Raw genomic sequence first — 25204 nt, 5'->3', positions numbered from 1 at the left:
TGCGTCGGTCCTGTCTGTCGTCGGGCGGTGGTCCAAGAAATTCTTGACGGTATTTCTCAACTACCTTAGAACGGTTCTAATTTCTGGTGCCGCGTATCCTGCGCGCCCATGCGAGATACGCATTGGCAGCGGAAACGTCAATGATGTCCCCGAGGCAAGTGAGATGAGGCCGATCGCATGAAACTTTCGACCAAAGGGCGTTATGCGATGGTGGCGCTGGCAGATATGGCGCTGCAACCCGAAGAAACACTGGTGACGCTGGGCGAGATTTCCGGCCGTCAGGATATCTCGCTGCCCTATCTCGAACAGCTTTTTGTGAAGCTGCGCCGGGCAGAGCTGGTGTCGTCGGTTCGCGGCCCCGGTGGCGGCTACCGTCTGGCGCGGCCCGCCTCCGAAATCCGCATTGTCGAGATACTGGCGGCCGTCGATGAAACGGTGGATGCGATGCACAAGGGGGCCGGTGCCTCGGGCGGGGCATCTGGCAGCCGTGCACAGTCGCTGACCAACCGCCTGTGGGAAAGCCTGAGTGCGCATGTCTATGTGTTCCTGCACCAGACCCGGCTGTCGGATGTGATCAAGAACGATCTGGCCCCTTGCCCGGCGGTGCCGCACCTGTTTGATGTCGTGGATTCGGAATGAGCCGCATTTACCTGGATCATAACGCAACAACCCCGCTGTGCCCCGAGGCGCGGGCGGCGATGATCGCGGCGATGGATGTGGCGGGCAATCCCTCTTCGGTCCATGCGGAGGGGCGGGCGGCTAAGGCGCTTGTCGAAAAGGCGCGGGAACAGGTGGCTTCGGCCTTTGGCGCGGACGGGGCGGATGTGGTTTTTACTTCCGGTGCGACCGAGGGCGCGGCGCTTGCGCTGGCGGGGCGGGATCTGGCCGGGTCGGGCGTCGAACATGACGCCGTGCGGGCCTGGGCTGATGAGAGTCTGAGTGTTGACCGGGCAGGCCGTGTCGCGGTGCTGGATCCGGCCGCAAGTACTCTGCAGATGGCCAATTCGGAAACCGGTATCGTGCAGGACCTGCCCGACGGGCTGGCGGTAACCGATGCGACGCAGGCATTTGGCAAGCTGCCGGTGGCCTTCAACTGGAGTGGCGCGCAAATGGCGTTGATCTCGGCGCATAAACTGGGCGGCCCGAAGGGCACTGGTGCGTTGGTTCTGCGGCGCGGCACCGAACTCGGGGCGCAGATTCGCGGCGGCGGCCAAGAGATGGGGCGCAGGTCCGGTACGGAAAATGTCATTGGAATAGTGGGCTTCGGGGCCGCGGCTGAAGCGGCGGCGCGGGACTTGGCGTCGGGTGTCTGGGACCGAGTTGCGGAAATTAGAAATATTCTAGAAATCGCTCTTGAGGCTGCTGCAAACGAGACTATTTTTGTCGGGAAAGATGCGCGCCGCCTCCCGAATACGTCCTGCTTTGCGACACCCGGCTGGAAGGGTGAAACGCAGGTCATGCAGATGGACCTGGCGGGGTTTGCGATCAGTGCGGGCTCGGCCTGTTCCAGTGGCAAAGTGCGCGCCAGTGCGGTACTGACCGCGATGGGATATGACGAGGCGGTTGCCTCATCGGCGGTGCGGGTCTCGCTGGGGCCCGAGACGACGGAACAGGATGTGCTGCGTTTCTCAGAGGCGTGGTTGAACAAAGAAAAGAAGTACCGCGCGCGTGCCGCGTGAGTGACGGAGGAAGAAAAATGGCCGCATTGGACCAGGTTCAGGTCAAGGAAGGCGTCGATCAGGAAACCGTCGACGCGGTGCGCGAGGTCGGTGGTGCCTATAAATACGGCTGGGAAACCGATATCGAGATGGAGTATGCGCCCAAGGGCCTGACCCCCGATATTGTGCGGCTGATCTCTGAAAAGAACGAAGAACCCGAGTGGATGACCACCTGGCGGCTGGAAGCCTATGAGCGCTGGCTGACCAAGAAAGAGCCGACCTGGGCGATGGTCGATTATCCCGAGATCGACTTTCAGGATCAGTATTACTATGCCCGCCCCAAATCGATGGAGGTGAAGCCGAAATCACTGGATGAGGTCGATCCAAAGCTTCTGGCCACATACGAAAAGCTCGGTATCCCTCTGAAAGAACAGATGATTCTGGCAGGCGTCGAAGGCGCCGAAGATGCCCCGGCCGAGGGCCGCAAGGTGGCCGTGGACGCGGTGTTCGACAGCGTCTCGGTCGGCACGACTTTTCAGGAAGAGCTGAAAAAGGCAGGCGTGATCTTCTGCTCGATCTCCGAGGCGATCCGTGAGCACCCGGAACTGGTGAAGAAATATCTCGGGACCGTGGTTCCTGTCAGCGACAATTTCTATGCTACGCTGAACTCTGCCGTATTCTCGGACGGCTCTTTTGTCTACGTGCCGCCGGGCGTGCGCTGCCCGATGGAGCTCAGCACCTATTTCCGCATCAACGCCGAAAACACCGGCCAGTTCGAACGCACGCTGATCATTGCCGACAAGGGCTCTTATGTGTCCTACCTCGAAGGTTGCACCGCACCCGCGCGCGACATCGCGCAGCTGCATGCGGCGGTGGTTGAGATCATCATCGAAGAAGATGCCGAGGTGAAATACTCCACCGTCCAGAACTGGTATCCGGGCGATGAGAACGGCAAGGGCGGGATCTATAACTTCGTGACCAAACGTGCCGATTGCCGGGGTGACCGGGCCAAGGTGATGTGGACGCAAGTGGAAACCGGCTCTGCGGTGACGTGGAAATACCCCTCGTGCATCCTGCGTGGCGATGACAGCCAGGGCGAGTTCTACTCCATCGCCATCGCCAACAACATGCAGCAGGCCGATACCGGCACCAAGATGATCCATCTGGGCAAAAACACCAAAAGCCGCATCGTCTCGAAAGGCATCAGCGCGGGCAAGGCGCAGAACACCTATCGCGGGCTGGTCTCGATGCATCCCAAGGCCAAGAACGGGCGCAACTATACCCAGTGTGACTCGCTGCTGATCGGCGACAGATGCGGGGCGCATACGGTGCCCTACATCGAGGTCAAGAACAACTCGGCCCGGGTCGAGCATGAGGCGACCACGTCCAAGGTGGATGACGACCAGCTCTTCTACTGCCGCCAGCGCGGCATGGACGAGGAAGAGGCGGTGGCGCTGGTGGTCAACGGCTTCTGCAAGGATGTGTTGCAGGCCCTGCCGATGGAGTTCGCCATGGAGGCCCAGCAGCTGGTGGCGATTTCGTTGGAGGGGAGCGTCGGATAACCGATGTCGAAACCAAGCCAGGCAAGGCAAGAAGCGGAAGTCTTAGAATACAATGCAAAAGAGGGCGCACGTGCGGTCACGTTCCTTTGGTTGTTTCGAAAGTTGATCGTTCCGCTAGCTGCCATCTTCATGGTTATCGTCATTTCGGCCTTTATCCGAAATGGACCAGTTGCGGGCTTGATGAGCGCTTTGGTATTTGGCTTTCCGTTGCTGCTGCTCTTCGCATTCAGTTCATCGCAGCTCCGCAAGATATTGGGGTATTGAACAAAATGATCATCACCACCACTCCATCCGTCGAAGGTCGCAAGATCACTGACTACAAGGGCATCGTCGTGGGCGAAGCCATCATGGGGGCGAATGTCGTGCGCGATGTCTTTGCCTCGATCACCGATATCGTCGGTGGGCGCTCGGGCGCGTATGAGAGCAAGCTTCAGGATGCCCGTGACACGGCGCTGCGTGAGTTGGAAGAGCGCGCAAATGAAAAGGGAGCAAACGCCGTTGTCGGCGTTGATCTGGATTATGAGGTCGTGGGCCAGTCGATGCTGATGGTCTCGGCCAGCGGAACCGCGGTGGTGCTGGGCTAAATCATGCAACCCGTTGAAACGATCAATCTTTTCTGGTGGAAGGGAGAGCCGAATTTCGGCGATGCCCTGTCACCGTTGATTGTCGGGTCACTGACCGACCATGTGATCGCTCATAGCGGTGCAGGTCGGTGCGAGATGCTGGCACTTGGCTCGCTCCTGCAAGTGATGCAGAAGCATTACGCGGAACCCAAAGACGGGCACCGCCCGGTGATCTGGGGCGCGGGCCTGTTGCGGGCGATCCCGCGCGACTTTGTTGCAAATGTCGATGTCGCCCTGCTGCGCGGACCTGTGAGCGCTGCGCTGTTGGGCGTTCGAACCCGCAGGTTTGGTGATCCCGGGCTGTTGGCGCATCTTTTGGTCGAGGGTCCGTTTGAGCGGCAGGACCACGTGACGCTGATCCCGCATCACAGCATGGTCGGCACGACCGCGTTCGAGCATCTGATCCAGTCCGACCCGGCGCTGGATGTGATCCTGCCCGACGCGGACCCGCTTGAAGTCTGCCGTCGTATTGCCTCCTCGGCGCATGTGATCTCGGCCAGCTTGCATGGGCTGATCCTGGCGGATTGTTTTGGTGTTGCCTCGACCTGGCTGGCACCGGGCAAGCAATCGCATCTGAAATACCACGACTATGCTGCCTCGGTTGGGCGTCCGATGACCAACCCGGTGCTGGCTGACGATATTCCCGCCCTGTTGCGGACCCTGCGCGACGACCATGGGCTGAGTTATGCCGATGGCATTGAACGGGCACAGCAGGACCTGATTGAAACCTTCCCGGCGCAGTTCCGCGCCACTCCGGATACCGCCGGCGCGATAGCGCGGGCCTGAGACAAGAAACGAGGATAAAATGCTGGAAATCAAGAACCTGCATGTGAAACTTGAAGAAGAGGAAAAGCAGATCCTCAAAGGCGTCGACCTGACGGTCGAGGCGGGCAAGGTGCATGCGATCATGGGTCCGAACGGCTCTGGTAAGTCGACGCTCAGCTATGTTCTGTCGGGTCGCGATGGCTATGAGGTGAGCGAAGGCAGCGCCACGCTGGATGGCGAGGACCTGCTGGAGCTTGAGCCCGAAGAGCGTGCTGCATTGGGCGTGTTCCTGGCGTTCCAATACCCAGTCGAGATCCCCGGCGTGGGCAACATGACCTTCCTGCGTACCGCGGTGAATGCCCAGCGCAAGGCGCGCGGCGAAGAGGAACTGAGCGCCAGCGATTTCCTCAAGCAGGTGCGCGCGTGTGCCAAGGCGCTGAAGATCGACGCCGACATGCTGAAACGCCCGGTCAATGTGGGCTTCTCGGGTGGTGAGAAGAAGCGTAACGAGATCCTGCAGATGGCGATGCTGGAGCCCAAGATGTGCATCCTGGACGAGACCGATAGCGGTCTGGATGTGGATGCGATGAAACTGGTTGCCGACGGCGTGAACGCGCTGCGCGACGAGGGGCGTGGGTTCCTTGTTATCACGCATTATCAACGGCTTCTGGACCATATCAAACCTGACGTTGTTCATATCATGGCCGATGGCCGCATCGTCAAATCCGGCGGGCCGGAGCTGGCGCTTGAGGTCGAACATAACGGCTATGGCGACATTCTGGCCGAGGTGCAGTGATGGCGTTACCCGAACAGACACAATCGGCAACCGAGGCGCGCCTGAGCGCAATGGAATTGCCCGAACCCGGATGCACCCGTCCGGCACGCGAAGCGGCCTTGGCCCGCGTGCGCGAGATGGGCCTGCCATCGCGGCGCGACGAGTACTGGAAATACACCCGCCCCGATACGCTGGTGCAGCCGGTCGCCGTGCCAGCGGCGGTGTTCGAAAATGACGAAAAACCGCTCTTTGACGGGGTGGACCGGTTGAAGATCGTGTTTGTCGATGGGGTGTTCGCCCCCGAGCTTTCCGACGATCTGGAACTGGAGGGCGTGCGTATCGATCGGCTCGAAGATATCTGCTGCAAGGATATTCACTGGGCCAAGGACCTGTATGGCGTGCTTGAGGCGCGTGGGCATGCACCTGTCCCGCGCCCTTTGGCCGCGCTGAACACGGCCTTTGCCACCGATGGCGTGGCGATCCATATCACACAGAAGGTGTCCAAGCCGATAAGCCTGATTTATCGACATAAATCAGATACTTCCGACGCGAACCTTCACCATGTCGTGCGGGTCGAGGAGGGGGCCGAGGCCACCATTCTGGAAAACGGTCCCGCCGCGTCGCGTTTCAACAAATGCATGGAGATCGACATCGCCGATGGCGGCGCATTGCACCATGTACGCGCGCAGGGCCGTGACCACAAGCGCCGGGCGGTGACGCATATGTTCACCCGGTTGGGAACGGAATCGGTCTATAAGTCCTTCACTCTGACCGTGAACGGCGTCTTGACCCGCAACGAACAGGTGATCGAACTGACCGGTGACGATGCGGTGGCCCATGTGGCCGGCGCCTGCGTCGGCGATGGCGATTTTCATCATGACGATACGGTCTTCGTCACCCATGACGCGGTGAATTGCGAAAGCCGTCAGGTGTTCAAGAAAGTGTTGCGCAACGGTGCAGTCGGCGTGTTTCAGGGCAAGATTCTGGTCAAGGCCGGCGCGCAGAAAACGGATGGCTATCAGATCAGCCAGTCCCTGCTGCTGGATGATGACAGCCAATTCCTTGCCAAGCCCGAGCTGGAGATCTATGCCGATGACGTGGCCTGTTCCCATGGCTCGACCTCGGGGGCGATCGACGAGACGGCGCTGTTTTACCTGCGCTCGCGGGGAATACCCGAGAAAGATGCGACCGATCTTCTGACGCTGGCCTTCCTTGCCGAAGCGGTCGAAGAGATCGAAGACGATGCGTTGGCCGGGGACATCGTGGACCGGCTGGATGGCTGGCTGTCACGCCGGGCCTGAGCCGTGTCGGTCACCTCGGACATAAGCGCCACCTATCGCGGCCCCGGCCGCGTGATGCAACGCCTGCTGGCCATGGGTCAGCGCGAGGACCGGGCGCTGGCCATCCTGATGGGCGCTTGTGCGCTGGTCTTCATCGCGCAGATGCCGCGTCTGGCACGCGAGGCGCATCTGACCGGTCAGGAGTTGAACATTCTGCTGGGTGGTGCGCTACTGGGCTGGCTCATCATCGCACCGCTTCTGTTCTACGTTCTGGCCGCGTTCAGCCATTTGCTGGCACGGCTGGTTGGCGGAAAGGGCGAATGGTATGGTGCGCGTCTGGCGCTGTTCTGGTCGCTGCTGGCATCGACTCCGGTTCTGCTGTTACAGGGACTGGTTGCGGGCTTCATCGGACCGGGACCGGGGTTGAATCTTGTGGGTATGGTGTGGATCGCAGTGTTTTTTTGGTTCTGGGTCGCCGGTCTTCGGCAGGCCGAAAGGGGCGGGCAATGAACCGGGCAGAGTGGGGCAATCTGGCGACCCTGACGCTGAAGGACCCGGCGCAGGCTGCGCAGGACATTCTCGCCCTGCGGCTGGAGCGCAATGTGCTCTGGCTCGCCTTTGCGCTGGCCGTTGTGTTGAACACGGCCGCACAGGTTCTGTCGGACATGATGCTTTCGAACCTGACGGGAGAATTGCCGGTTCTTGCCCTGCCACCCTTGGCATATGCAGGGTTCTTTACCGGTGCGATTCTTCTCTTTGTCTCCGTTTTGTCGTTTATCGGTCCCAAGATGGGCGGCTCGGGTCGGTTCAATGATGTCTTTGTGTTGATCATCTGGCTGCAATACCTGCGCTTCGTGCTTGAACTTGTGGTGCTGATCCTGTTGCTTGTCGCCCCGGTGTTTGGAGCCCTGATCGGGATAGCCGGGTCTTTGGTCGGTCTTTACATCATGGTTCATTTCATTGATCAGGCGCACAGGCTCAATTCGTTGGGGCAGTCCGTGCTACTGTTGCTGGTTTCGATCATTGCAATGGCGGTGGTTCTATATTTCTTCCTGTCCCTCGCGGGGGGACCAATCGTGGGGAGTGCAACCTTTGTATGATGTTCAGAAAATCCGTGGGGATTTCCCGATCCTGAGCCGCGAAGTGAATGGCAAGCCTCTGACCTATCTGGACAATGGTGCCTCGGCGCAAAAGCCTCAGGTGGTGATTGACGCGGTGACGCGCGCTTATTCCCACGAGTACTCCAATGTGCATCGGGGCCTGCACTACCTGTCCAACCTTGCGACCGAGCATTATGAGGCGGTGCGCGGCACCATTGCGCGGTTTCTGGGTGTGCCGAACGAAGATGAGATCGTGCTGAACTCAGGCACCACCGAGGGGATCAACCTGGTCGCCTATGGCTGGGCAATGCCCCGGCTTGAGGCCGGTGACGAGATCGTCCTGTCGGTGATGGAACACCACGCCAATATCGTGCCCTGGCACTTTCTGCGCGAGCGGCAGGGCGTGGTGCTGAAATGGGTTGATGTGGACGCCACCGGCGCGCTTGATCCTCAAGCGGTAATCGATGCGATCGGGCCTAAGACCAAACTGGTTGCCGTAACCCAGTGCTCGAACGTTCTGGGCACGGTTGTCGACGTTAAGGCGATCACCGAAGGCGCCCATGCCAAGGGCGTGCCGGTACTGGTCGATGGCAGCCAGGGGGCGGTACATATGCCGGTGAACGTGGCCGATATCGGCTGTGATTTTTATGCCATCACCGGGCATAAGCTTTATGGCCCGTCCGGCTCGGGCGCGATTTATATCAAGTCCGAGCGGATGGCCGAGATGCGGCCTTTCATCGGCGGCGGCGACATGATCCGCGAGGTCAGCAAAGAGGTGGTCACCTATAACGACCCGCCAATGAAGTTCGAGGCCGGAACACCGGGCATAGTGCAGATCATAGGTCTGGGCGCGGCGCTGGACTATCTGATGGATCTGGGCATGGACAGGATCGCGGCGCATGAGGGTGGCTTGCGCGACTATGCCAATCAGCGGCTGACAGGATTGAACTGGCTGCAGTTGCAGGGCACGCGGCCCGACAAGGCAGCAATCTTCAGTTTTACGTTGAACGGTGCCGCGCATGCCCATGATATTTCGACGATTCTCGACAAGAAAGGTGTGGCCGTACGGGCCGGGCATCATTGTGCCGGACCGCTTATGGATCATCTCGGCGTCACCGCAACCTGCCGCGCCAGTTTTGGGCTCTATAACACCACTGAAGAGGTCGACACGCTGGTCGATGCGCTGGAACTGGCGCACGAGTTGTTTGGCTGAGACGCATGCGCAAAAAGCCTCGCCGCGCGGGTATTTCCGATTGCAGCGCGCCGGGTGATATCCTATAGCCCGTCTCAGGCACCTGTAGCTCAGCTGGATAGAGCGCTGCCCTCCGAAGGCAGAGGCCAGAGGTTCGAATCCTCTCAGGTGCGCCAATACTCGACAAATAGAAGCGATCTTGAAACAAGCTTGTGCGAACACAGTGTTGACTGTTTCGGACACAGTTTGCGAGATCGCGCGATTTGGCGCGCGGGGCCAAAAACAACAAAAACCCCCGGGCAAGGCCGCGGGGGTAGGTCATCTGTTCTTTTCGGACAGGGACGGTTTCAGCGGCCCCAATTGCGCACATCGCCACAATCCATATGCACGAAATTCGAACGCGAATAGCGCCCGACGCCACCGGCGCGGCAGGATTGTGCGGCGCGTGCAATCTGGCCCACGGAGCGCGAAGAGAGCCGCAGATCGGCCGCCTGGCCCTTCATGTGAAGCGAGTTCTTGGCAACGCCTCGCGACCGGCTGCGCAACATCGCGTTGGTCTGGGGGCTGCGATAGCCGGAGAGGAGCATATATGGCTCGCTCACATCCATGAGGTTATGCGAGGCGGCCATGATGTCGATGGTGCGCAGGTCGATGGATTTGACCTGATCGGTACGCCAGTCGCGCATGAAGTGGTTCACTTCTTTGACAGCGTCCTTGATATAATCGCCGTCGATCCAATATATCATGTCGATCCGTTCGCCTGTGCGACCGGAATACATGCGGATGCGCCGGATGTCGCCGCCTCCGCGCAGGAAACCTGCGGCTTGGGAGTAAGTTGGTGCTGCTGCAACAGCGCTTGCTGCGAACGCACCCAATAGGGCGCGCCGGGTCAGACCCGTCGATGTAATGTCAGTCATTTACTGCGTCGTCCCGTACTAAGTCCTGCCTGCGCCCGATGTTACGGGTGCTTTCTTAATATTCATCCCCAAGTGGTGACCTTATGCCATAGTGAGATTCGTCGGCCAAGCGGGGAATTTTTTGATTAAAGACTAGGGGGAATTTTCGGCGATTTTCTGCGCAAAGGAACATTAAGGGGTGTTATTTTGAAAAACGTGGCCTTCGGGCAACGCTGCGTGGCGATGCAGCGCTGCACCATCTGCAAAAACTGTGCCGCAATGTTATGATTGTGAGTGGACATTTTCCGCTTTTGTTACCGAAAATTACAGAAGAAGTGACGAGTGATGCGATTAACAAGATTTTCAAGGAACTTCCCCATGGCTCATGAGAAACGGCGTCAACAAGCCAGACCGCTGTCAGCGGTTTTCCGCGCAGCGTGTCTGGCCGTCGTGCTGACGACACCTGTCGCGGCGCAAGAGATGGCGTTCAAGCAATCTGTTGCCGCTGCAACATTTGGCAGCGAGGATCTCGCCACGTTCTATCGTGAAAACGGCTATCAGCCGGTCTGGACAGGCGACGGCGCCGCATTCCAGGCGCGCCGCACAGCGCTGATCGCTGCGTTGCGCAATACCGATGTGCATGGGCTGCCGCAGGGGCGCTATGACACGGCGGCTTTGGTCGAACAGATGTCACAGGCCCAGACCCGTCAGGATCTGGCGCAGGTCGAGGTGGCGCTGAGCCGGGCCTTCCTGAAACTGGCGCGCGATCTTAAATCTGGCATCCTGCGCCCGTCCTCCATAGATGCGGAGTACATGGTGCGCACGGTCGAGCGGCCTGATCCGGTCGCGCTGCTCAATGCGCTGATCCAGGCCGAACCCAATGCCTATATGCGCTCGCTGGCACCGGCCTCACCGCAATACCGGGCGCTGCAGAAAGAAAAGATCAAGCTCGAGGCGTTGCTGGCGCAGGGCGGCTGGGGGGCAGGTGTGCCGTCGGGCAAGCTTGAATTGGGCAGCGAAGGGCAGGGCGTCATCGCGCTGCGCAACCGGCTGGTTGCCATGGGTTATATGCGTCCCAGCGCAGGGCGTGGTTTTGATACCACGATGCAATCGGCGGTGCAGGGTTTTCAGGCCGCGCATGGGCTTGAGCAGGACGGCGTCGCCGGACCCGGCACGATCGAGGAACTCAACCGTTCGGTTTCGGACCGGCTGAAATCGGTGATTGTTGCGCTGGAACGCGAACGCTGGCTGCCCGAAGAACGCGGCACCCGTCATGTTCTGGTCAATCAGACCGATTTCTCGGCCAAGATCGTTGATGAGGGGCGGATCACCTTCGAGACCCGCGCGGTGATCGGCAAGAATACCCATGACCGTCAGAGCCCCGAGTTCTCCGACGAGATGGAGCATATGGTCATCAACCCAAGCTGGTATGTGCCGCGCTCGATCATCGGCAAGGAATACCTGCCCAAGCTCAAGGCCAACCCCTATGCGGTCTCGCATCTGGAGATCACTGATCGCCGGGGCCGGGTTGTAAACCGGGGTGCGGTGGACTTCACCCAATATTCCCGGCGCAACTTCCCCTTTGCCATGCGGCAGCCGCCCAGCACCAAGAACGCGCTGGGTCTGGTCAAGTTCATGTTCCCGAACAAACACAACATCTATCTGCACGATACACCGCAGAAGAGCCTTTTTGCCCGAGAATCCCGTGCGTTTTCGCATGGTTGCATCCGTTTGGCACAGCCCTTTGACTTTGCCTACACGTTGCTGGCCAAACAGGAAGAGAATCCCAAGTCATACTTCCACCGTATGCTGAATACCGGGCGCGAAACCAAGGTCGAGTTGGATCAGAAGGTGCCCGTTCACCTGATCTACCGAACCGCCTATGTCGGCGCGGATGGCAAGGCGCAGTTCCGGCGCGATGTCTATGGTCGCGATACCAAGATATGGGAAGCTCTGAACCGGGCAGGGGTGGTTCTTTCCGGCGTTCAGAGCTAAGCACGAAGGCATCCGAACCAGCCGGAGGCCTACGTGTTCACTGTTCAGCAAATTGCCGAAACGCTCGGCGCCGAGGCGGCAGGCGATCTGTCACTCGAAATCCAGCGCGCAGCAGAGCCGGGCGATGCCACGGGTTCGGATTTGGCGCTGGCCATGTCTCCGAAATATGCCGAAGCGCTGTCAGGTGGTCAGTCCAAAGTCGCCATTCTCTGGCCTGATGCCGACTGGCAGGCGCTGGGTCTTCAGGCGGCGATCTTTGCGCCGCGTCCGCGCATGGCGATGGCCGGTGTCACCGTAATGCTCGACAAGGGGCAGGGCGTTGCACCCGGCATCCACCCTTCGGCTGTCATCGACCCCAGCGCAGAGTTGGCAGAGGACGTTTCGGTCGGGCCTCTGGCCGTTATCGGCGCTCGGGTGCGGATCGGCGTTGGTTCGGTCATTGGGCCTCAATCTAATATCGGCATGGATGCGGTTCTGGGTGCGCAGGCTCTTCTGCGCGATCATGTCAGCATAGGTGCGCGGGTCAGCATCGGGGATCGATTCATCGCCCAGCCCGGCGCACGGATCGGTGCCGATGGTTTCAGTTTTGTCACGCCAGAGGTATCTGCCGCCGAAAACGCACGCAAGACTATGGGTGATGCCGGTGACGCACGGGCGCAATCCTGGCTACGTATCCATTCGCTGGGCGCAGTCGAGATCGGCGACGATGTCGAGATCGGCGCAAATTCCACTATCGACAATGGTACCATCCGCAACACCCGCATCGGCAGCGGTACCAAGCTCGATAACCTCGTGCATGTGGGCCACAACACCCGCACCGGCACCGATTGCCTGCTCTGTGGTCACAGCGGCGTCTCGGGCTCGGTCGAGATCGGTAATAATGTGGTACTGGGCGGAATGTGCGGCGTGGTCGACAACATCTTTATCGGCGATGGCGTTGTGGCAGGGGGCGGGTCAAAGATCCTGTCCAATGTTCCGGCGGGTCGGGTTATCATGGGCTATCCCGCAATCAAGATGGATAGCCATACCGAAATCTACAAAGCGCAGCGTCGCCTGCCGCGATTGGCGCGTGACGTCGAGATGCTGAAAAAGGCGGTTTCCAAACCCGACCCCAGCGATTAAATCTGCGCCGACACAAACAGACAGGGGTCTGACATGAGCATCAGCGACCGCGTCATCGCCATCATCGCGGAACAGGCGGTTTTGGAACCATCCGACGTGACGCCCGAGAGCACGCTGGAGGATCTGGGAATCGACAGCCTCGGGCTGGTCGAAAGCATCTTTGCAATCGAAGAGGAGTTCGACATCACGATCCCCTTCAACGCCAATGAACCCGAGGCGAGCGATTTCGATATCTCGAATGTGGCAGCGATTATCGCCGGCATCGAGAAACTGGTGTCGGAAAAGGTCTGATTGCCGGATATGAAACGCGTAGTCATTACCGGTGCTGGCACGATCAACGCGCTAGGCCATTCCGTCGCGGACACGCTTGAGGCCATGCGCGAGGGCCGTTGCGGCATCGGAGAACTGGAGTTTCGTGATGTCGACCGACTGGCCATCAAAATCGGCGGCCAGGTGCGTGGGTTCGAGGCCGAAGGGCGCTTCAACCGCCAGCAGATGACGCTCTATGACCGGTTCACCCAATTCACCCTGACCGCCGCCAAAGAGGCGATCGACCAGTCAGGGATCGAATTTCACGGCGATCTGGCGGCGCGGTCCGGCGTGGTGCTGGGCACGGCGGGCGGAGGCGTCAGCACTTGGGACGACAACTACCGCTCGGTCTATGAGGACGGCAAGAACCGGGTCCACCCCTTCGTGGTGCCGAAACTGATGAACAACGCGGCGGCCAGCCATGTGTCGATGGAATACAACCTCAAAGGCCCCAGCTTCACCGTGTCCACCGCCTGCGCCTCGTCGAACCACGCCATGGCGTTGGCCTTTTCGATGGTGCGCAGCGGTGCCGCGCCCGCGATGGTCACCGGCGGATCGGAATCGATGCTGTGCTTTGGGGGCGTGAAAGCCTGGGAAGGGCTGCGGGTGATGTCCAAGGACGCCTGCCGCCCGTTCAGCGGCAACCGCAACGGCATGGTGCAGGGCGAGGGTGCGGGCATCTTCGTCTTCGAGGAATATGACCATGCGCGTGCGCGCGGCGCCGATATCCTGTGCGAGATAGTGGGCTTTGCCATGTCCTCGGATGCTGCCGATATCGTGATGCCCTCGAAACAGGGCGCGGCGCGAGCCATGTCAGGCGCGTTGGCCGATGCGGGCATTAACCTCGATCAGGTCGGCTATATCAACGCCCATGGCACCGGCACCACGGCCAATGACAAGACCGAATGCGCCGCCGTGGCGGGGGTCTTTGGCACCCATGCCGATAACCTGATGATCAGTTCGACCAAATCCATGCATGGCCATCTGATCGGTGGCACCGGCGCGGTGGAGTTACTGGCCTGTATCATGGCGCTACGCGACGGGGTCATCGCGCCGACCATTGGCTATGAAGAGGCCGACCCCGAATGCGCACTGGACGTAGTGCCGAACGAGGCGCGCGAGGCGCAGGTCGATGTGGCGCTGACCAACGCCTTCGCCTTTGGCGGGCTGAACGCGGTTCTTGCTCTGCGCAAGGTCTGACGCGCAAAGCCTGCCCGGTGCGCCGATCCATTCTTCACCATGCTAAAAATATCCCGGGAGAAGCACCCGGCACGGGCGACGGGGGCAGCACCCCCATCGCCATCGCTGATCAGTTCTCGATCACATCCACCGCATCAAAGCCGGCGGTGAAGCCCTTGAGCGACATCTTGATGTCTATCTTCTGGTCCGGGGCCGGTGCGGGCACCAGCGAGATGGTGGCCTCGGTCCCTTTTTTCATCGCGTCGATATCGGCCTGTGTCAGACCAATCTGCGCCACGCAGCCGACCGGGTTGCACAGCGTGTAATTGTACCGCTTGCCCGGTGCCCCATCGACCGAGATGGTCAGCGGCGCGGTCAGCAGCGTCTCTAGCGGGACAATGATCGTTGCTCCTGCAATCGCCGCACCACTGTTCTTGATCCGGAACAGCGACATTTCGGCCATCGGATTGCCGTCGGGGCCGTTCATGACCTGCAACAGCGAGCAGGGATCAGTTTCGGCTTCAGTTCTGATACATGCCAGGTTCCAATCGCCAAAGGTTTCCTTGGCATAACGGCTGCCCAGTTGCTGAGCATCGGTAACCGGCTGGCCGAGGTCCAGAACGCCTTCGTTCTCGGCGCTTTCGACGGCGCCCTGGTCAGTTTCCGCAGTCTCGTTCCCGGCCTCGGTCGTGTCCTGCGCATAGGTCGCTGTGCTCAGCGACAGAAGGGCCGCTACGCAGGCCGGTGACAGTTTCTTGAACATGCTTGCCTCTTGGATTGTCGCTCTGTTTGGGCCGGGTCTAGCATGGCCGCAGGGGCGTGTCAGGGCCAATTGGCGCGGGTGGCAACGTTTTGCGAAATTCCAGGAAATTGCAGGGCGGCGGAAAGCAAAAAAGAGAGGCCGTTGATCAGCCTCTCTTCAGAATTTTTCTCCCCGTCGGACTGGCCGACTTAGTTATGCGCAGACGTTACGAGAGCAGAGCCAACGGGTCAACAGCTAAGCGAAAAAAATCGAATCGCTTTGACGGAAACACGAAAAAAAACCGTGCCCGGAGGCACGGCTAGTCTGACAGGGAGGAAACTGTCCCGCCAAGCGGCAGGACAGAAAGCACTTTCGCAGACAAAGGTTAAGTTTGTATGGTCGGGGCGAAACGGTGAGATTGGGGCGCAAGATCAATGGACGGCAAGATTTTCCTGGGCGGCGGCGGACCGGACTATGGTGAGAAACAGGGTCTGGCGCTGAACTACGCCAACCGGCATGGTCTGATCGCTGGGGCAACCGGCACCGGCAAGACCGTCACATTGCAGATCCTTGCGGAAGGATTCTCGCAAGCGGGTGTTCCGGTGTTTCTTTCCGACGTCAAAGGCGACCTTTCGGGTCTGGCAAAATCCGGGCGAGCTGATCACAAGCTGCATCAGGCCTTCACAGACCGTGCCGCGCAGATCGGGTTCGACAACTACGCTTACCGCGCCAGCCCTGTGACCTTCTGGGACCTGTTTGGCAATCAAGGTCACCCGGTGCGCACCACGGTCAGCGAGATGGGCCCGCTGCTCCTGTCGCGCCTGCTTGAGTTGACCGAGGCGCAGGAGGGGATCCTGAACATCGCCTTCCGCCTGAGCGATGACGAGGGGCTGCCGCTGCTTGATCTCAAGGACCTGCAGGCATTGTTGGTTTGGGTCGGCGAGAACCGGGCGCAATTGTCGTTGCGCTATGGCAATATCTCAACCGCATCGGTGGGCGCGATCCAGCGGCGTCTGCTGGTGATCGAGAACCAGGGCGCCAACAAACTCTTTGGCGAACCGGCACTGGAACTGTCGGACCTGATGCGCCAGGACGGCGAGGGTCGCGGGATGATCAACATCCTTGCCTCCGACAAGCTGATGTCTGCCCCGGGGCTCTATGCCACCTTCCTGCTCTGGCTGTTGAGCGAGCTGTTTGAAGAACTGCCCGAAGTGGGTGACCCCGAAAAACCGAAGCTGGTATTCTTCTTTGATGAGGCGCATCTACTCTTCGATGACGCGCCCAAGGTGCTGGTCGATAAGGTGGAACAGGTGGCGCGGCTGATCCGGTCCAAGGGGGTCGGGGTATATTTCATCACACAGAACCCGGCGGATGTACCCGAGGATATCCTGGGCCAGCTCGGCAACCGAATCCAGCACGCGCTGCGCGCCTTTACCGCACGCGACCGCAAGAACCTGCGGATGGCGGCTGAGACCTATCGCGAGAACCCGGCTTTCGACACCGAGGAAGCCATTCGAGAGGTCGGCGTGGGTGAGGCAGTGACCTCAATGCTGCAGAAAAAGGGCGTTCCAGGGATCGTCGAGCGTACGCTCATTCGTCCGCCCTCGACACAGCTTGGCCCGATCACCGCTGCAGAGCGCAAAGAGATGCTTGTCGATTCCGATCTGGCCGGGAAATACGACAAGACGCTGGATCGCAGATCGGCCTTCGAGATCCTGTCCGCGCGCGCAGATCAGGCTTCACAAGAGGCCGAAACCGCCGAGATCGCAGCCGAAGATCAGCCCCCCGCGCAACGCGAATATGCCTCGGCGCGGCGCTATAATGGGGCGCGTGTCAGTCGGTCATCGTCACGCATTACGCGGCGCAAGGATACATTCGCCAGTGCCATGGGTGAGGCGGTTATCAAGGAACTGAAAGGGACCACAGGGCGCCGCATCGTGCGCGGCATCCTCGGTAGCTTTTTCAAGGGACGCTAGAGCATCAGCGCCGCTTTTCGCGCTTGCCCTCTTCCTTGCAGATGGCGTCAGCCTCTTGCACACCCATGCTGTTGGGGCGGTCGATGGCGCGGTCCCAGACGACGAGGTCCTTGGAATAAAGCTGACAGGTGACGATGCCCTTGTCGCTCTGCACCTGAACCGGTGTTGTTTCATAGTTGGAAGGCGACGGTACGCACCCTGCCACCAACACGGCGGCAACACATGCCAAAACCGGCACGGAACTCATTACAGTTTTCATTGTTTTCTTTCCCCAAAGAATTGTTCGAAGGGTATAAACCCACCAACATCTTGGCACAAAGGGGAAGAACCCGCCCGTCGCATCAGTTTAGGCGTATGGGTTTACCTTTCCGGGATCAATCCGCGAGGGCTGAAGCGCAGCACAAGCAACAGGATAATTCCCATTGTTAACAGTCGCATATGGGCCGCGGACTCGATCAGATGCGCCTTGAGGCCACTACCCTCGGGCAAGCCCGACGTGATGACCTGCATCAGCCAGAGGCCGATCGGTTCCACCTGAACCCAAAGGAACCAGATCAGAAACGCTCCCAATACCGCGCCGAAATTGTTTCCCGATCCGCCGACGATCACCATCACCCAGATCAGGAATGTGAATCGCAGGGGCTGGTAGGTCCCCGGTGTCAGCTGTCCGTCCAGCGTTGTGATCATCGCCCCCGCAATGCCGCATACCGCTGATCCCAGCACGAAAATCTGCAAGTGGCGGCGGGTCACATCCTTGCCCATCGCCTCGGCGGCGACCTCATTGTCGCGGATCGCGCGCATCATCCGGCCCCACGGGCTTTTTAGTGCTTTCTGCGCCATCCAGAGCAGCGTCAGCAGCACCACCAGAAACAAGAACGTATAGACCAGCTTGACATAGAGCGTCGATGCAATGACCGGGTCCAGCCCCATCGCGCCGGCGCGGTCGACGAATTCCGGCGAGTTTTGCAGTGTGATCTCATAGGGCGCAGGGCGCGGAATGCCGATCACGTTCTTGACGCCGCGCGCCAGCCAATCCTCGTTCTTGATCACGGCGATGATGATCTCGGCAATGCCCAGCGTTGCGATGGCCAGATAGTCCGAGCGCAGGCCCAGAGCCGTCTTGCCGATCAACCAGGCCGCCCCCGCCGCCAACAACCCACCAACCGGCCAGGACAGCAGTGCGAACAGGTCGGCTCGCAATTCGGTCCTCCCGGCAGAGAAAAAGTTCAGCCCGCCCAGATAGCCAGTCGCCGCGGGATTTACCGCCTCGATCGCCGCCACTGATGGATCGAACACCGCGCGAAACAGGAAGAACCCACCCACAAGCACAACGATCACGCTAAGCGTTCGCGCGCGGCCCTTGGGCATCTTGCTCATCACCATCACCGCCGCAAAGACGGTGGCTGCCCCCAGTAGCAAGCCAAGGATGACGCCCATTCCGCCTGCGGACCAGGCCTCGGTCTCTGGTGGCATGGCGACCAGCACAGCCGCCAGCCCGCCCAGCGCCACAAAGCCCATGACACCCACATTGAACAGCCCGGCAAAGCCCCATTGCAGGTTCACACCAATCGCCATGATGGCCGAAATCAGCCCCATGTTCAGAATGAATAGCGCGCTGTTCCAGCTCTGCATGAACCCGGTCAGTGCGATCAGACCGGCAACGATGGCAAAAAGCCCGGTATTCCTGACGCTCTCGCTCATATCGTTTGCCCCTTGAACAGGCCCGTCGGTCGGAACAGCAGCACGATCAGCAGGATCACGAAACTGACCGCGAATTTGTAATCAGTGCTCAGCAGTTGCGCGAGGCCCGAAGGCTCAAGCGCCTCTGGCATCATGTAGACCAGCACCTTCTTCCACGCATAGGTGATCAGCACTTCGGAGAACGCGATCAGGAAACCACCCGCAATGGCCCCCAGGGGGTTGCCCAACCCGCCGACAATCGCCGAGGCGAAGATTGGCAGAAGCAACTGAAAATAGACAAAGGGTCGAAAGCTCTTGTCGAGGCCATAGAGCACCCCTGCCGTGGTCGCCAAAGCGGCCACGATCAACCATGTATACATCACTACCCGCTCGGGGTTGATGCCCGAGAGCAGCGCCAGATCCTCATTGTCGGAATAGGCGCGCATGGATTTGCCGGTGCGGGTGCGGTTCAGGAACCAGAAAAGCAGCGCCACACAGATCACCGCCACTACAACCGTGATGCCTTGGGTGGTCTTGATCGCCAGCCCCTCTTTCAGCCCGGTCATCGCCTTGAAGTCGCGTGCCGAGATGATGAACCGCTCGCCATCGGTAAAGCGCTGATCGCCGGGGCCGATGATGAAGCGCGTCAACCCGTTGAAGATGAACATTACGCCCATCGAGACAATGACCAGGATCACCGGCTTAGCCTTCTGTTCGCGATAAAACCGATAGACCACCCGGTCGGTGACCAGCAGCAACGCCATGCAGCCGAGAATGGCAAAGGGCAGGGCGAGCAGGGCGGTGGGCAGCGGCCCAAGGCTGATCCCCACGCTCTGCATCCACCAGGTGACAAGGACGGCGATCATCGCGCCAAAGGCCATCGTGTCGCCATGAGCAAAATTCGAGAACCGCAGGATGCCATAGATCATCGTCACGCCCAGCGCACCGAGGGCAAGTTGCGAGCCGTAAGCGATAGCGGGGATCAGAACGAAGTTGGAGAGCGCCACAATGGCGTTTAGGAAGTCCATTGCGTCTCTTAGCGTCCCTTGCAAACTATGCTGGTGTAGGCTTCTGAAAGTGAAAGTGTGTTATCGGCGGTCGAAATTGTGTAGATGCGAAACCCTTCAACGTCTTCCCATATGTGTTCCGGCACGACGACCACGCTGAAACCGCGTATTTGGGGGTTTTTCATAAGATAACTTTGCGCAGCTAGCTCGTTTTCGAAATATCCGACTATTCTTTCGCTTAGTAGAGATGAGACTATGTATGAATCATCTCTGCGAAAAAACCGAATTGTCCTGTAGGGTTGGGGGTTCTCTTCGCATTCGTTTGGACCACTGCAGTTAGCGTGCACGCCACACCTGAACGGAAATGATCCGGGAGACGTTGCAGAGTGTGCAGAGGTCGCCATAACCGCGATCATTGCGCCGAAGGTCATCGTACCGCCATGGGCGAAGTTCGAGAACCTCAGGATGCCATAGATCATCGTCACCCCGAGTGCACCAAGGGCAAGCTGGCTGCCATAGGCGGTGGCGGGGATCAGAACAAAGTTGGAGAGGTTCACAAGGGCGTTGAGGAGGTCCATCAATTAGATCCTCCGCCGATTGCGTCGCAGTTCAGTATAAGTTCTTTAGGGGGCTCAAAAGTACCGCCTCCAGAATGTATCCAGACGACATTCGATTGTGTCCGAACAATCCGATCCATTGGGCTTTCATCTTCATTTGTTGGAGTTCCAACCACCGAATGAGAAAAACCGCGAACATATCGACTTTTTTTCATTCGGATCCACGCGGGAAAGAACCCTTCGTTCATTCTGTGACCGAATATAACTGTAATCGGTGTTTCAGCAGCTAACTTGGTGCGTACACCGCTGATAACTAAGTCGATGTCAGTGCCGGGAGACAGGCAACTGTATTCTGGATCAAAGCCAGCGACGCTGGTGTTGGCGCTTGCTAGAGCGGCAAGTATGCTGAATCCACGCAGCATCCTCATCCCCCCAAAAAACTCTTGCGCACTTCGGGATCGGCCAGCAATTCCTTGCCTGTCCCGGTATACGCGTTACGCCCCTGCACCAGCACATAACCTTTATCCGCGATCTCAAGGGCTTGCTTGGCGTTCTGTTCCACCATCAGGATCGGCAGCCCGGTGCGAGAGACCTCGATGATCCGGTCAAACAGCTCATCCATCACGATGGGCGAAACGCCCGCGGTGGGCTCGTCCAGCATCAGCACCTTGGGCTGAGTCATCAGCGCGCGACCGACGGCGACCTGCTGGCGTTGCCCGCCCGACAGCTCTCCCGCCGCCTGATTGCGCTTGTCCTTGAGGATCGGGAACAGGTGATAGACCTGCTCCATCGTGCCCGAGATATCGTCGCGCCGGATGAACGCGCCCATCTCGAGGTTCTCCTCCACCGTCAGCGAGGTGAAGATGTTCGAGGTCTGCGGCACAAACCCCATCCCCTTGCTCACCCGGTCTTGGGGTGTAAGTGACGTGATGTCCTCGCCATCGAGCCGCACGGCGCCCGCGCGCACATCAAGCATCCCGAACACCGCCTTCATCGCGGTCGACTTGCCCGCGCCATTAGGGCCAACAATCACCGCGATCTCACCGGGATTCACCGCGATGGTGCACTCATGCAGAATGTCCGGCCCCTTGCCATAGCCGCCGGTCATGGTGTCACCGATCAGAAACGGCTCAGCCATCGCTTGCCTCCAGCTTTGCCTTGTTCTTCAGACCGGTGCCCAGATAGGCCTCGATCACATGCTCGTTGGCCTTGATCTCGGCCAAAGTCCCCTCGGCCAGCACTTTGCCTTCTGCCATGCAGATCACCGGATCGCAGAGGCGACCGATGAAATCCATGTCATGTTCGATGACCACGAACGTGTAACCGCGCTCCTTGTTCAGCCGGATGATCGCGTCGCCGATGGTGTTGAGCAGGGTGCGGTTCACGCCCGCGCCGACCTCGTCCAGAAACACGATCTTGGCATCGACCATCATGGTGCGGCCCAGCTCCAGCAGTTTTTTCTGCCCGCCCGAGACCTGACCCGCCTTGTGATCGGCCAGATGTTCGATGGTCAGGAACTCCAGCACTTCATCGGCGCGGGCCGCCAGCGCGCGTTCCTCATCAGCGATCCGTTTGCGCCCGAACCAGGTATTCCACAGCGATTCCCCCGATTGCCCGCCCGGCACCATCATCAGGTTCTCACGGCAGGACATGGTGGAAAACTCATGTGCGATCTGGAAGGTACGCAGCAGCCCCTTGTGAAACAACGTATGCGGCGGCAGGCCGGTGATATCCTCGCCATCCATGGCCACGCGCCCCGACGTAGGTGGAAGAACGCCAGCTATCACATTGAAAAGTGTGGTTTTTCCGGCGCCGTTTGGGCCAATCAAACCGGTGATCGTGCCTTGCGAAATCTCCAGCGTTGCGCCGTCGACGGCGTGAAAGCCACCGAAATGCTTGTGCACGTCTTTTACGGTGATCATGGAAATTTGCCCCCGCGCCGCTTTGCTACGGCTTTTGGTTTATTGAAACAGCCCGAGGCGAACCCCGGGCCGTTCAATTCGTTCAGGCCTCAAAGGTTCAGCGGAACCCGACCGTTTCGTTTTTGCCGTCCTTGACCTCGATCTCGCGATAGCTGCCCGCGCTTTCGCCGGGGCCAATCAGTTCAACCGCCGAGCCGCCGACATAGTCGATCTCGCCGCCATCCTTGAGGATCTGCAGACCCTTGGCCAGTTCGCCGGGATAGATCTTTTCGCCCGGAGCGTTGGCAACCTCGAAGATCTTGGGACCGTAGTCTGCCGGATCGGTCGAATTGGCTGCCTGCATCGCAAACATGAACAGCGCCGCTGCGTCATAGCTTTCCGGCGCATAAGGCGAGGTGGCGTCAAAGGCGTCTCCGGCCAGCGCGGTCAGACGTTCGATGCCTTCGCCACCCGAGCCGGCGATCTGGCCGAAAGAGCCGTTCAGGTCGGGGCCGACATTGGCAGGCAGGCTGTCGCCGATCATGCCGCCGGGCAGGCCAAACGTGTCGTACGCGCCGCTGTCCAGCGACGACTGGATGATGCCCAACCCGCCCTGATCGAGATAGCCCGCAACCACCAGTAGGTCGCCGCCAGCTGAGGCCAGCGCACCCACTTCGGCGGAATAGTCACCCTTGCCATCCTCATGTGCGGCCGAGATAGTCACTTCGCCACCCGCTGCCTCAAAGGCGGTGGTGATCGCATCGGCCAGACCCTTGCCATAGTCATTGTTTGTGTAAGTCAGCGCGATGGAATTGATGCCCCGGTCTTTCAGCACATCCGCCATGACCTCGCCTTCGCGCGCATCTGATGGCGCGGTGCGGAAGAATAGATCGTTATCCTCGACTGTGGTCAGACCGGGCGAGGTGGCCGAGGGCGAGATCATCACCATCCCGTTCGGGATCGCCACATTCTGCAGGATCGCACCGGTCACACCCGAGCAATCGCCGCCAATAAGGCCATGAATTCCCTCAGAGATCAGACGTTCCGCGTTCGAGGTCGCCAGACCGTTGTCGATGCAGTTGGTGTCGGCGCGCAGCGGCACAACCGTCGCACTGTCCAACAGCAAGCCGCTGTCGGTCACCTCTTTCATCGCAAGCTCGGCGCCAGAGGCCATTGCAGGCGCCAGCGTTTCAATCGGCCCCGTGAAACCGATAAGAATGCCAAGCTTGACCTCTTTGGCATGACCCCCGGCAAAGGCGGCGCCAGACAACAGGGCGGTGGCCGCAGTAGCCGTCAATAATTTCTTCATGAGTAGACTCCCAATTTGGTCGTTTTTTGTTCTGATCCGACCCTAGGCAAGAGCCATGCAAAAGAAAAGTCCAAAGAAAACCAGAATGCGTTAGGTAAACTTCATGTCGAACGGGCTCGTCCCCGAGCGCGTGCGCGTTACATGTCAGACAGGCAATCTCAGTGTTACGGGAGGTTTCATGCACCTTTTCATTTCGATCTTCTCCGCCCTCGTTCTGGCCGGTGCGGCCCTGACCGCCAACCCGCTGCAGACCAGTGCCGGGCCGGTGAGCGTGACCCGAATGGCAGGTGATCTCGATGCGCCCTGGGCCATCGCGCATCTGCCCGGAGGTGGCTTTCTTGTCACCGAGCGCGGCGGCGATCTGTTTCATTTTGCAGGCGGGCACAAGTCTCGCGTCACCGGCGTGCCCAAAGTGGTGGCGCGCGGGCAGGGCGGTTTGCTGGACGTCACCCTGCCACGAGATTTCGCGCAGAGCCGCGAAGTGTTTCTGACCTTCTCCAAGAAGATGCGCGGCGGGGCCGGCACGGCGCTGGCGATTGGACGGCTGAGCGCAGATAACAGCCGGTTGGAGAATGTCCGGGTGACCTTCGAGGCGTCCGAGGGCCGCTCGGGCGGGCGCCATTTCGGCAGTCGCGTGGTTGAGGCGCGGGATGGCACATTGTTCCTGACCATAGGTGAGCGCGGTGATCGACCTTCGGCGCAGGATGTCGGTAACCACAACGGGACAATCGTGCGGATTAACCGCGATGGCTCGGTCCCGGCCGACAACCCGTTTGTCGGGCAGGAGGGCGTGCGCCCGGAAATCTGGTCATACGGCCATCGCAATCCGCAAGGTGCAGCGCTTGATCTGCAGGGGCGGCTCTGGACCTCGGAGCATGGTGCCAAGGGCGGTGATGAGGTCAACCTGATCCGCAAGGGAGCGAATTACGGCTGGCCGGTGATTTCCTACGGTCGGCATTATTCCGGCAAGAAGATCGGTGAAGGCACGAAAAAGCCGGGACTGGAACAGCCCAAACATTACTGGGACCCGTCGATCGCGCCCTCGGGGTTGATGGTCTATTCCGGCAAGCTCTGGCCCGAGTGGCGCGGTGATATCTTTATCGGCTCGCTCAAGTTCGATCATATCGCGCGGCTGGCGGGCAAGGACCTGCGCGAGGTCGAGCAAATCGAAGGCTCCGAAACGGGCCGGGTGCGCGACATTGTCGAGGCACCGGATGGGTCGATCTGGTTCATTTCGGTGGGGGACGGCGCGGTCTACCGGATGGCGCCGGGCTGACGCGAAACAAATTCATGGCAGGTCTGGGGGGCGATCTGCTTTGTCGGCATCCGAATTGGGGGCGATCTGTCTGCAATTGACAAACGTCGGCACAAGAGAAGTTGGGGCGTCTTCGGCGTCCATTTTTTCATAGCAGGAGCCGATCACCGACTCTGTCGAAGCCGTGCTTGATAAGGGTGCAGACTTGCACCCTTATCAAGGCGTCGGTACTGTGCTCACTAGGTGTGGCGTTCTTGATTGCAACGCGCCTGCATGCCAAAGCAGCGCATCCAATCCATGCGCCGCATTGAGCTTTTATCC

26 protein-coding genes, 1 tRNA gene and 1 pseudogene are annotated in these 25204 nt (G+C 59.7%); 18 read left to right on the top strand and 10 right to left on the bottom strand.

What is annotated here, in order from left to right; all coding sequences use genetic code 11:
• The first annotated feature begins 177 nt into the window (after nt 1–177).
• From iscR to AB1E33_RS01465, 12 genes are all read left to right on the top strand, one after another.
• Nucleotides 178–639, top strand: coding sequence for a Fe-S cluster assembly transcriptional regulator IscR (iscR, locus tag AB1E33_RS01520; RefSeq protein ID WP_372575490.1), 462 nt, complete (start codon nt 178–180; stop codon nt 637–639).
• Nucleotides 636–1679 (top strand): cysteine desulfurase family protein, encoded by a 1044-nt coding sequence (locus tag AB1E33_RS01515; RefSeq protein ID WP_372575489.1) that lies wholly within the window; start codon nt 636–638, stop codon nt 1677–1679. The genes iscR and AB1E33_RS01515 overlap by 4 nt, the downstream gene beginning before the upstream one ends.
• A gap of 17 nt (nt 1680–1696) precedes the next feature.
• Entirely contained in the window at nt 1697–3220 is a 1524-nt protein-coding gene (gene sufB, locus AB1E33_RS01510) for a Fe-S cluster assembly protein SufB (protein WP_372575488.1), read from the top strand.
• Between the two features lie 3 nt (nt 3221–3223).
• Nucleotides 3224–3484 (top strand): hypothetical protein, encoded by a 261-nt coding sequence (locus tag AB1E33_RS01505; RefSeq protein WP_372575487.1) that lies wholly within the window; start codon nt 3224–3226, stop codon nt 3482–3484.
• A gap of 5 nt (nt 3485–3489) precedes the next feature.
• Nucleotides 3490–3804, top strand: a complete 315-nt coding sequence (locus tag AB1E33_RS01500; protein ID WP_372575949.1) for a heavy metal-binding domain-containing protein — start codon at nt 3490–3492, stop codon at nt 3802–3804.
• Nucleotides 3805–3807: 3 nt separating this feature from the next.
• The gene (locus AB1E33_RS01495) at nt 3808–4629 is read left to right on the top strand and encodes a polysaccharide pyruvyl transferase family protein (RefSeq protein ID WP_372575486.1); all 822 of its coding nucleotides are present in this window, start codon (nt 3808–3810) and stop codon (nt 4627–4629) included.
• A gap of 19 nt (nt 4630–4648) precedes the next feature.
• On the top strand, nt 4649–5404 hold the full coding sequence (gene sufC, locus AB1E33_RS01490) for a Fe-S cluster assembly ATPase SufC (RefSeq protein ID WP_372575485.1): 756 nt from the start codon (nt 4649–4651) through the stop codon (nt 5402–5404).
• Nucleotides 5404–6684 (top strand): Fe-S cluster assembly protein SufD, encoded by a 1281-nt coding sequence (gene sufD / locus AB1E33_RS01485; RefSeq protein WP_372575484.1) that lies wholly within the window; start codon nt 5404–5406, stop codon nt 6682–6684. The genes sufC and sufD overlap by 1 nt, the downstream gene beginning before the upstream one ends.
• Before the next feature lie 3 nt (nt 6685–6687).
• Nucleotides 6688–7173, top strand: coding sequence for a YIP1 family protein (locus tag AB1E33_RS01480; protein WP_372575483.1), 486 nt, complete (start codon nt 6688–6690; stop codon nt 7171–7173).
• Nucleotides 7170–7763 carry a YIP1 family protein gene (locus tag AB1E33_RS01475; protein WP_372575482.1) on the top strand — a complete coding sequence of 198 codons (594 nt, stop codon included), beginning with the start codon at nt 7170–7172 and terminating at the stop codon, nt 7761–7763. The genes AB1E33_RS01480 and AB1E33_RS01475 overlap by 4 nt, the downstream gene beginning before the upstream one ends.
• Nucleotides 7756–8976, top strand: a complete 1221-nt coding sequence (locus AB1E33_RS01470) for a cysteine desulfurase (RefSeq protein ID WP_372575481.1) — start codon at nt 7756–7758, stop codon at nt 8974–8976. Before AB1E33_RS01475 ends, AB1E33_RS01470 begins: the two co-directional genes overlap by 8 nt.
• Nucleotides 8977–9054: 78 nt before the next feature.
• Nucleotides 9055–9131 (top strand) — tRNA-Arg (locus tag AB1E33_RS01465).
• 171 nt (nt 9132–9302) lie between these two features.
• On the opposite strand, the gene mepK is transcribed toward AB1E33_RS01465, so the two are convergent.
• Nucleotides 9303–9872, bottom strand: coding sequence for a peptidoglycan L,D-endopeptidase MepK (mepK, locus tag AB1E33_RS01460; RefSeq protein WP_372575480.1), 570 nt, complete (start codon nt 9870–9872; stop codon nt 9303–9305).
• A 357-nt stretch (nt 9873–10229) separates the two neighbouring features.
• Here mepK and AB1E33_RS01455 point away from each other — a divergent pair, with 357 nt between their 5' ends.
• Genes AB1E33_RS01455 through AB1E33_RS01440 form a run of 4 tightly spaced genes read left to right on the top strand, consistent with a single transcriptional unit; the run spans nt 10230 to nt 14477 of the window.
• Nucleotides 10230–11846, top strand: a complete 1617-nt coding sequence (locus AB1E33_RS01455) for a L,D-transpeptidase family protein (protein WP_372575479.1) — start codon at nt 10230–10232, stop codon at nt 11844–11846.
• Nucleotides 11847–11879: 33 nt separating this feature from the next.
• Nucleotides 11880–12968, top strand: coding sequence for a UDP-3-O-(3-hydroxymyristoyl)glucosamine N-acyltransferase (lpxD, locus tag AB1E33_RS01450; protein ID WP_372575478.1), 1089 nt, complete (start codon nt 11880–11882; stop codon nt 12966–12968).
• A gap of 33 nt (nt 12969–13001) precedes the next feature.
• Complete coding sequence (locus tag AB1E33_RS01445; protein WP_372575477.1) at nt 13002–13259, top strand: acyl carrier protein; 258 nt, start codon at nt 13002–13004, stop codon at nt 13257–13259.
• Between the two features lie 9 nt (nt 13260–13268).
• On the top strand, nt 13269–14477 hold the full coding sequence (locus tag AB1E33_RS01440) for a beta-ketoacyl-[acyl-carrier-protein] synthase family protein (RefSeq protein WP_372575476.1): 1209 nt from the start codon (nt 13269–13271) through the stop codon (nt 14475–14477).
• 109 nt (nt 14478–14586) lie between these two features.
• Here the strand turns inward: AB1E33_RS01440 and AB1E33_RS01435 are convergent, their stop codons facing one another.
• On the bottom strand, nt 14587–15219 hold the full coding sequence (locus tag AB1E33_RS01435; protein WP_372575475.1) for an invasion associated locus B family protein: 633 nt from the start codon (nt 15217–15219) through the stop codon (nt 14587–14589).
• A 413-nt stretch (nt 15220–15632) separates the two neighbouring features.
• Here AB1E33_RS01435 and AB1E33_RS01430 point away from each other — a divergent pair, with 413 nt between their 5' ends.
• Entirely contained in the window at nt 15633–17174 is a 1542-nt protein-coding gene (locus AB1E33_RS01430; protein WP_372575474.1) for a helicase HerA-like domain-containing protein, read from the top strand.
• Nucleotides 17175–17178: 4 nt separating this feature from the next.
• Here AB1E33_RS01430 and AB1E33_RS01425 read toward each other — a convergent pair whose 3' ends face one another.
• The 8 genes and pseudogenes from AB1E33_RS01425 to AB1E33_RS01390 form a co-directional block, all read right to left on the bottom strand.
• Nucleotides 17179–17433 (bottom strand): hypothetical protein, encoded by a 255-nt coding sequence (locus AB1E33_RS01425; protein WP_372575473.1) that lies wholly within the window; start codon nt 17431–17433, stop codon nt 17179–17181.
• Nucleotides 17434–17534: 101 nt separating this feature from the next.
• Nucleotides 17535–18875: a branched-chain amino acid ABC transporter permease gene (locus AB1E33_RS01420; protein ID WP_372575472.1), complete on the bottom strand. Its 1341-nt coding sequence runs from the start codon at nt 18873–18875 to the stop codon at nt 17535–17537.
• Nucleotides 18872–19882, bottom strand: coding sequence for a branched-chain amino acid ABC transporter permease (locus AB1E33_RS01415; RefSeq protein WP_372575471.1), 1011 nt, complete (start codon nt 19880–19882; stop codon nt 18872–18874). The genes AB1E33_RS01420 and AB1E33_RS01415 overlap by 4 nt, the downstream gene beginning before the upstream one ends.
• Before the next feature lie 374 nt (nt 19883–20256).
• A pseudogene (locus AB1E33_RS01410) lies at nt 20257–20439 on the bottom strand (ABC transporter permease subunit); the annotation flags it as partial.
• The gene (locus tag AB1E33_RS01405; protein ID WP_372575470.1) at nt 20439–20840 is read right to left on the bottom strand and encodes a hypothetical protein; all 402 of its coding nucleotides are present in this window, start codon (nt 20838–20840) and stop codon (nt 20439–20441) included. The gene AB1E33_RS01405 and the pseudogene AB1E33_RS01410, both read right to left, overlap by 1 nt.
• A gap of 2 nt (nt 20841–20842) precedes the next feature.
• Nucleotides 20843–21556: an ABC transporter ATP-binding protein gene (locus AB1E33_RS01400; RefSeq protein ID WP_372575469.1), complete on the bottom strand. Its 714-nt coding sequence runs from the start codon at nt 21554–21556 to the stop codon at nt 20843–20845.
• Entirely contained in the window at nt 21549–22340 is a 792-nt protein-coding gene (locus AB1E33_RS01395; RefSeq protein WP_372575468.1) for an ABC transporter ATP-binding protein, read from the bottom strand. The genes AB1E33_RS01400 and AB1E33_RS01395 overlap by 8 nt, the downstream gene beginning before the upstream one ends.
• 97 nt (nt 22341–22437) lie before the next feature.
• Nucleotides 22438–23628, bottom strand: coding sequence for an ABC transporter substrate-binding protein (locus tag AB1E33_RS01390; protein WP_372575467.1), 1191 nt, complete (start codon nt 23626–23628; stop codon nt 22438–22440).
• Nucleotides 23629–23806: 178 nt separating this feature from the next.
• Between AB1E33_RS01390 and AB1E33_RS01385 the strand changes: the two genes are divergently transcribed.
• Complete coding sequence (locus AB1E33_RS01385) at nt 23807–24904, top strand: PQQ-dependent sugar dehydrogenase (protein WP_372575466.1); 1098 nt, start codon at nt 23807–23809, stop codon at nt 24902–24904.
• The last annotated feature ends 300 nt before the right edge of the window (nt 24905–25204 follow it).

This window comes from Ruegeria hyattellae, assembly GCF_041537925.1.
GTDB lineage: Bacteria > Pseudomonadota > Alphaproteobacteria > Rhodobacterales > Rhodobacteraceae > Ruegeria_C.
Note: the sequence above shows the minus strand (reverse complement) of the source record. Positions and strands in the feature narration are given on the sequence as shown.

Bases quoted from the DNA above. Each gene is read 5' to 3' on its own strand.
- iscR (WP_372575490.1), top strand. From the start codon at position 178: ATGAAACTTTCGACCAAAGGGCGTTATGCGATGGTGGCGCTGGCAGAT.
- AB1E33_RS01515 (WP_372575489.1), top strand. From the start codon at position 636: ATGAGCCGCATTTACCTGGATCATAACGCAACAACCCCGCTGTGCCCC.
- sufB (WP_372575488.1), top strand. From the start codon at position 1,697: ATGGCCGCATTGGACCAGGTTCAGGTCAAGGAAGGCGTCGATCAGGAA.
- AB1E33_RS01505 (WP_372575487.1), top strand. From the start codon at position 3,224: ATGTCGAAACCAAGCCAGGCAAGGCAAGAAGCGGAAGTCTTAGAATAC.
- AB1E33_RS01500 (WP_372575949.1), top strand. From the start codon at position 3,490: ATGATCATCACCACCACTCCATCCGTCGAAGGTCGCAAGATCACTGAC.
- AB1E33_RS01495 (WP_372575486.1), top strand. From the start codon at position 3,808: ATGCAACCCGTTGAAACGATCAATCTTTTCTGGTGGAAGGGAGAGCCG.
- sufC (WP_372575485.1), top strand. From the start codon at position 4,649: ATGCTGGAAATCAAGAACCTGCATGTGAAACTTGAAGAAGAGGAAAAG.
- sufD (WP_372575484.1), top strand. From the start codon at position 5,404: ATGGCGTTACCCGAACAGACACAATCGGCAACCGAGGCGCGCCTGAGC.
- AB1E33_RS01475 (WP_372575482.1), top strand. From the start codon at position 7,170: ATGAACCGGGCAGAGTGGGGCAATCTGGCGACCCTGACGCTGAAGGAC.
- mepK (WP_372575480.1), bottom strand. From the start codon at position 9,872: ATGACTGACATTACATCGACGGGTCTGACCCGGCGCGCCCTATTGGGT.
- AB1E33_RS01455 (WP_372575479.1), top strand. From the start codon at position 10,230: ATGGCTCATGAGAAACGGCGTCAACAAGCCAGACCGCTGTCAGCGGTT.
- AB1E33_RS01445 (WP_372575477.1), top strand. From the start codon at position 13,002: ATGAGCATCAGCGACCGCGTCATCGCCATCATCGCGGAACAGGCGGTT.
- AB1E33_RS01440 (WP_372575476.1), top strand. From the start codon at position 13,269: ATGAAACGCGTAGTCATTACCGGTGCTGGCACGATCAACGCGCTAGGC.
- AB1E33_RS01435 (WP_372575475.1), bottom strand. From the start codon at position 15,219: ATGTTCAAGAAACTGTCACCGGCCTGCGTAGCGGCCCTTCTGTCGCTG.
- AB1E33_RS01430 (WP_372575474.1), top strand. From the start codon at position 15,633: ATGGACGGCAAGATTTTCCTGGGCGGCGGCGGACCGGACTATGGTGAG.
- AB1E33_RS01425 (WP_372575473.1), bottom strand. From the start codon at position 17,433: ATGAAAACTGTAATGAGTTCCGTGCCGGTTTTGGCATGTGTTGCCGCC.
- AB1E33_RS01420 (WP_372575472.1), bottom strand. From the start codon at position 18,875: ATGAGCGAGAGCGTCAGGAATACCGGGCTTTTTGCCATCGTTGCCGGT.
- AB1E33_RS01415 (WP_372575471.1), bottom strand. From the start codon at position 19,882: ATGGACTTCCTAAACGCCATTGTGGCGCTCTCCAACTTCGTTCTGATC.
- AB1E33_RS01405 (WP_372575470.1), bottom strand. From the start codon at position 20,840: ATGCTGCGTGGATTCAGCATACTTGCCGCTCTAGCAAGCGCCAACACC.
- AB1E33_RS01400 (WP_372575469.1), bottom strand. From the start codon at position 21,556: ATGGCTGAGCCGTTTCTGATCGGTGACACCATGACCGGCGGCTATGGC.
- AB1E33_RS01395 (WP_372575468.1), bottom strand. From the start codon at position 22,340: ATGATCACCGTAAAAGACGTGCACAAGCATTTCGGTGGCTTTCACGCC.
- AB1E33_RS01390 (WP_372575467.1), bottom strand. From the start codon at position 23,628: ATGAAGAAATTATTGACGGCTACTGCGGCCACCGCCCTGTTGTCTGGC.
- AB1E33_RS01385 (WP_372575466.1), top strand. From the start codon at position 23,807: ATGCACCTTTTCATTTCGATCTTCTCCGCCCTCGTTCTGGCCGGTGCG.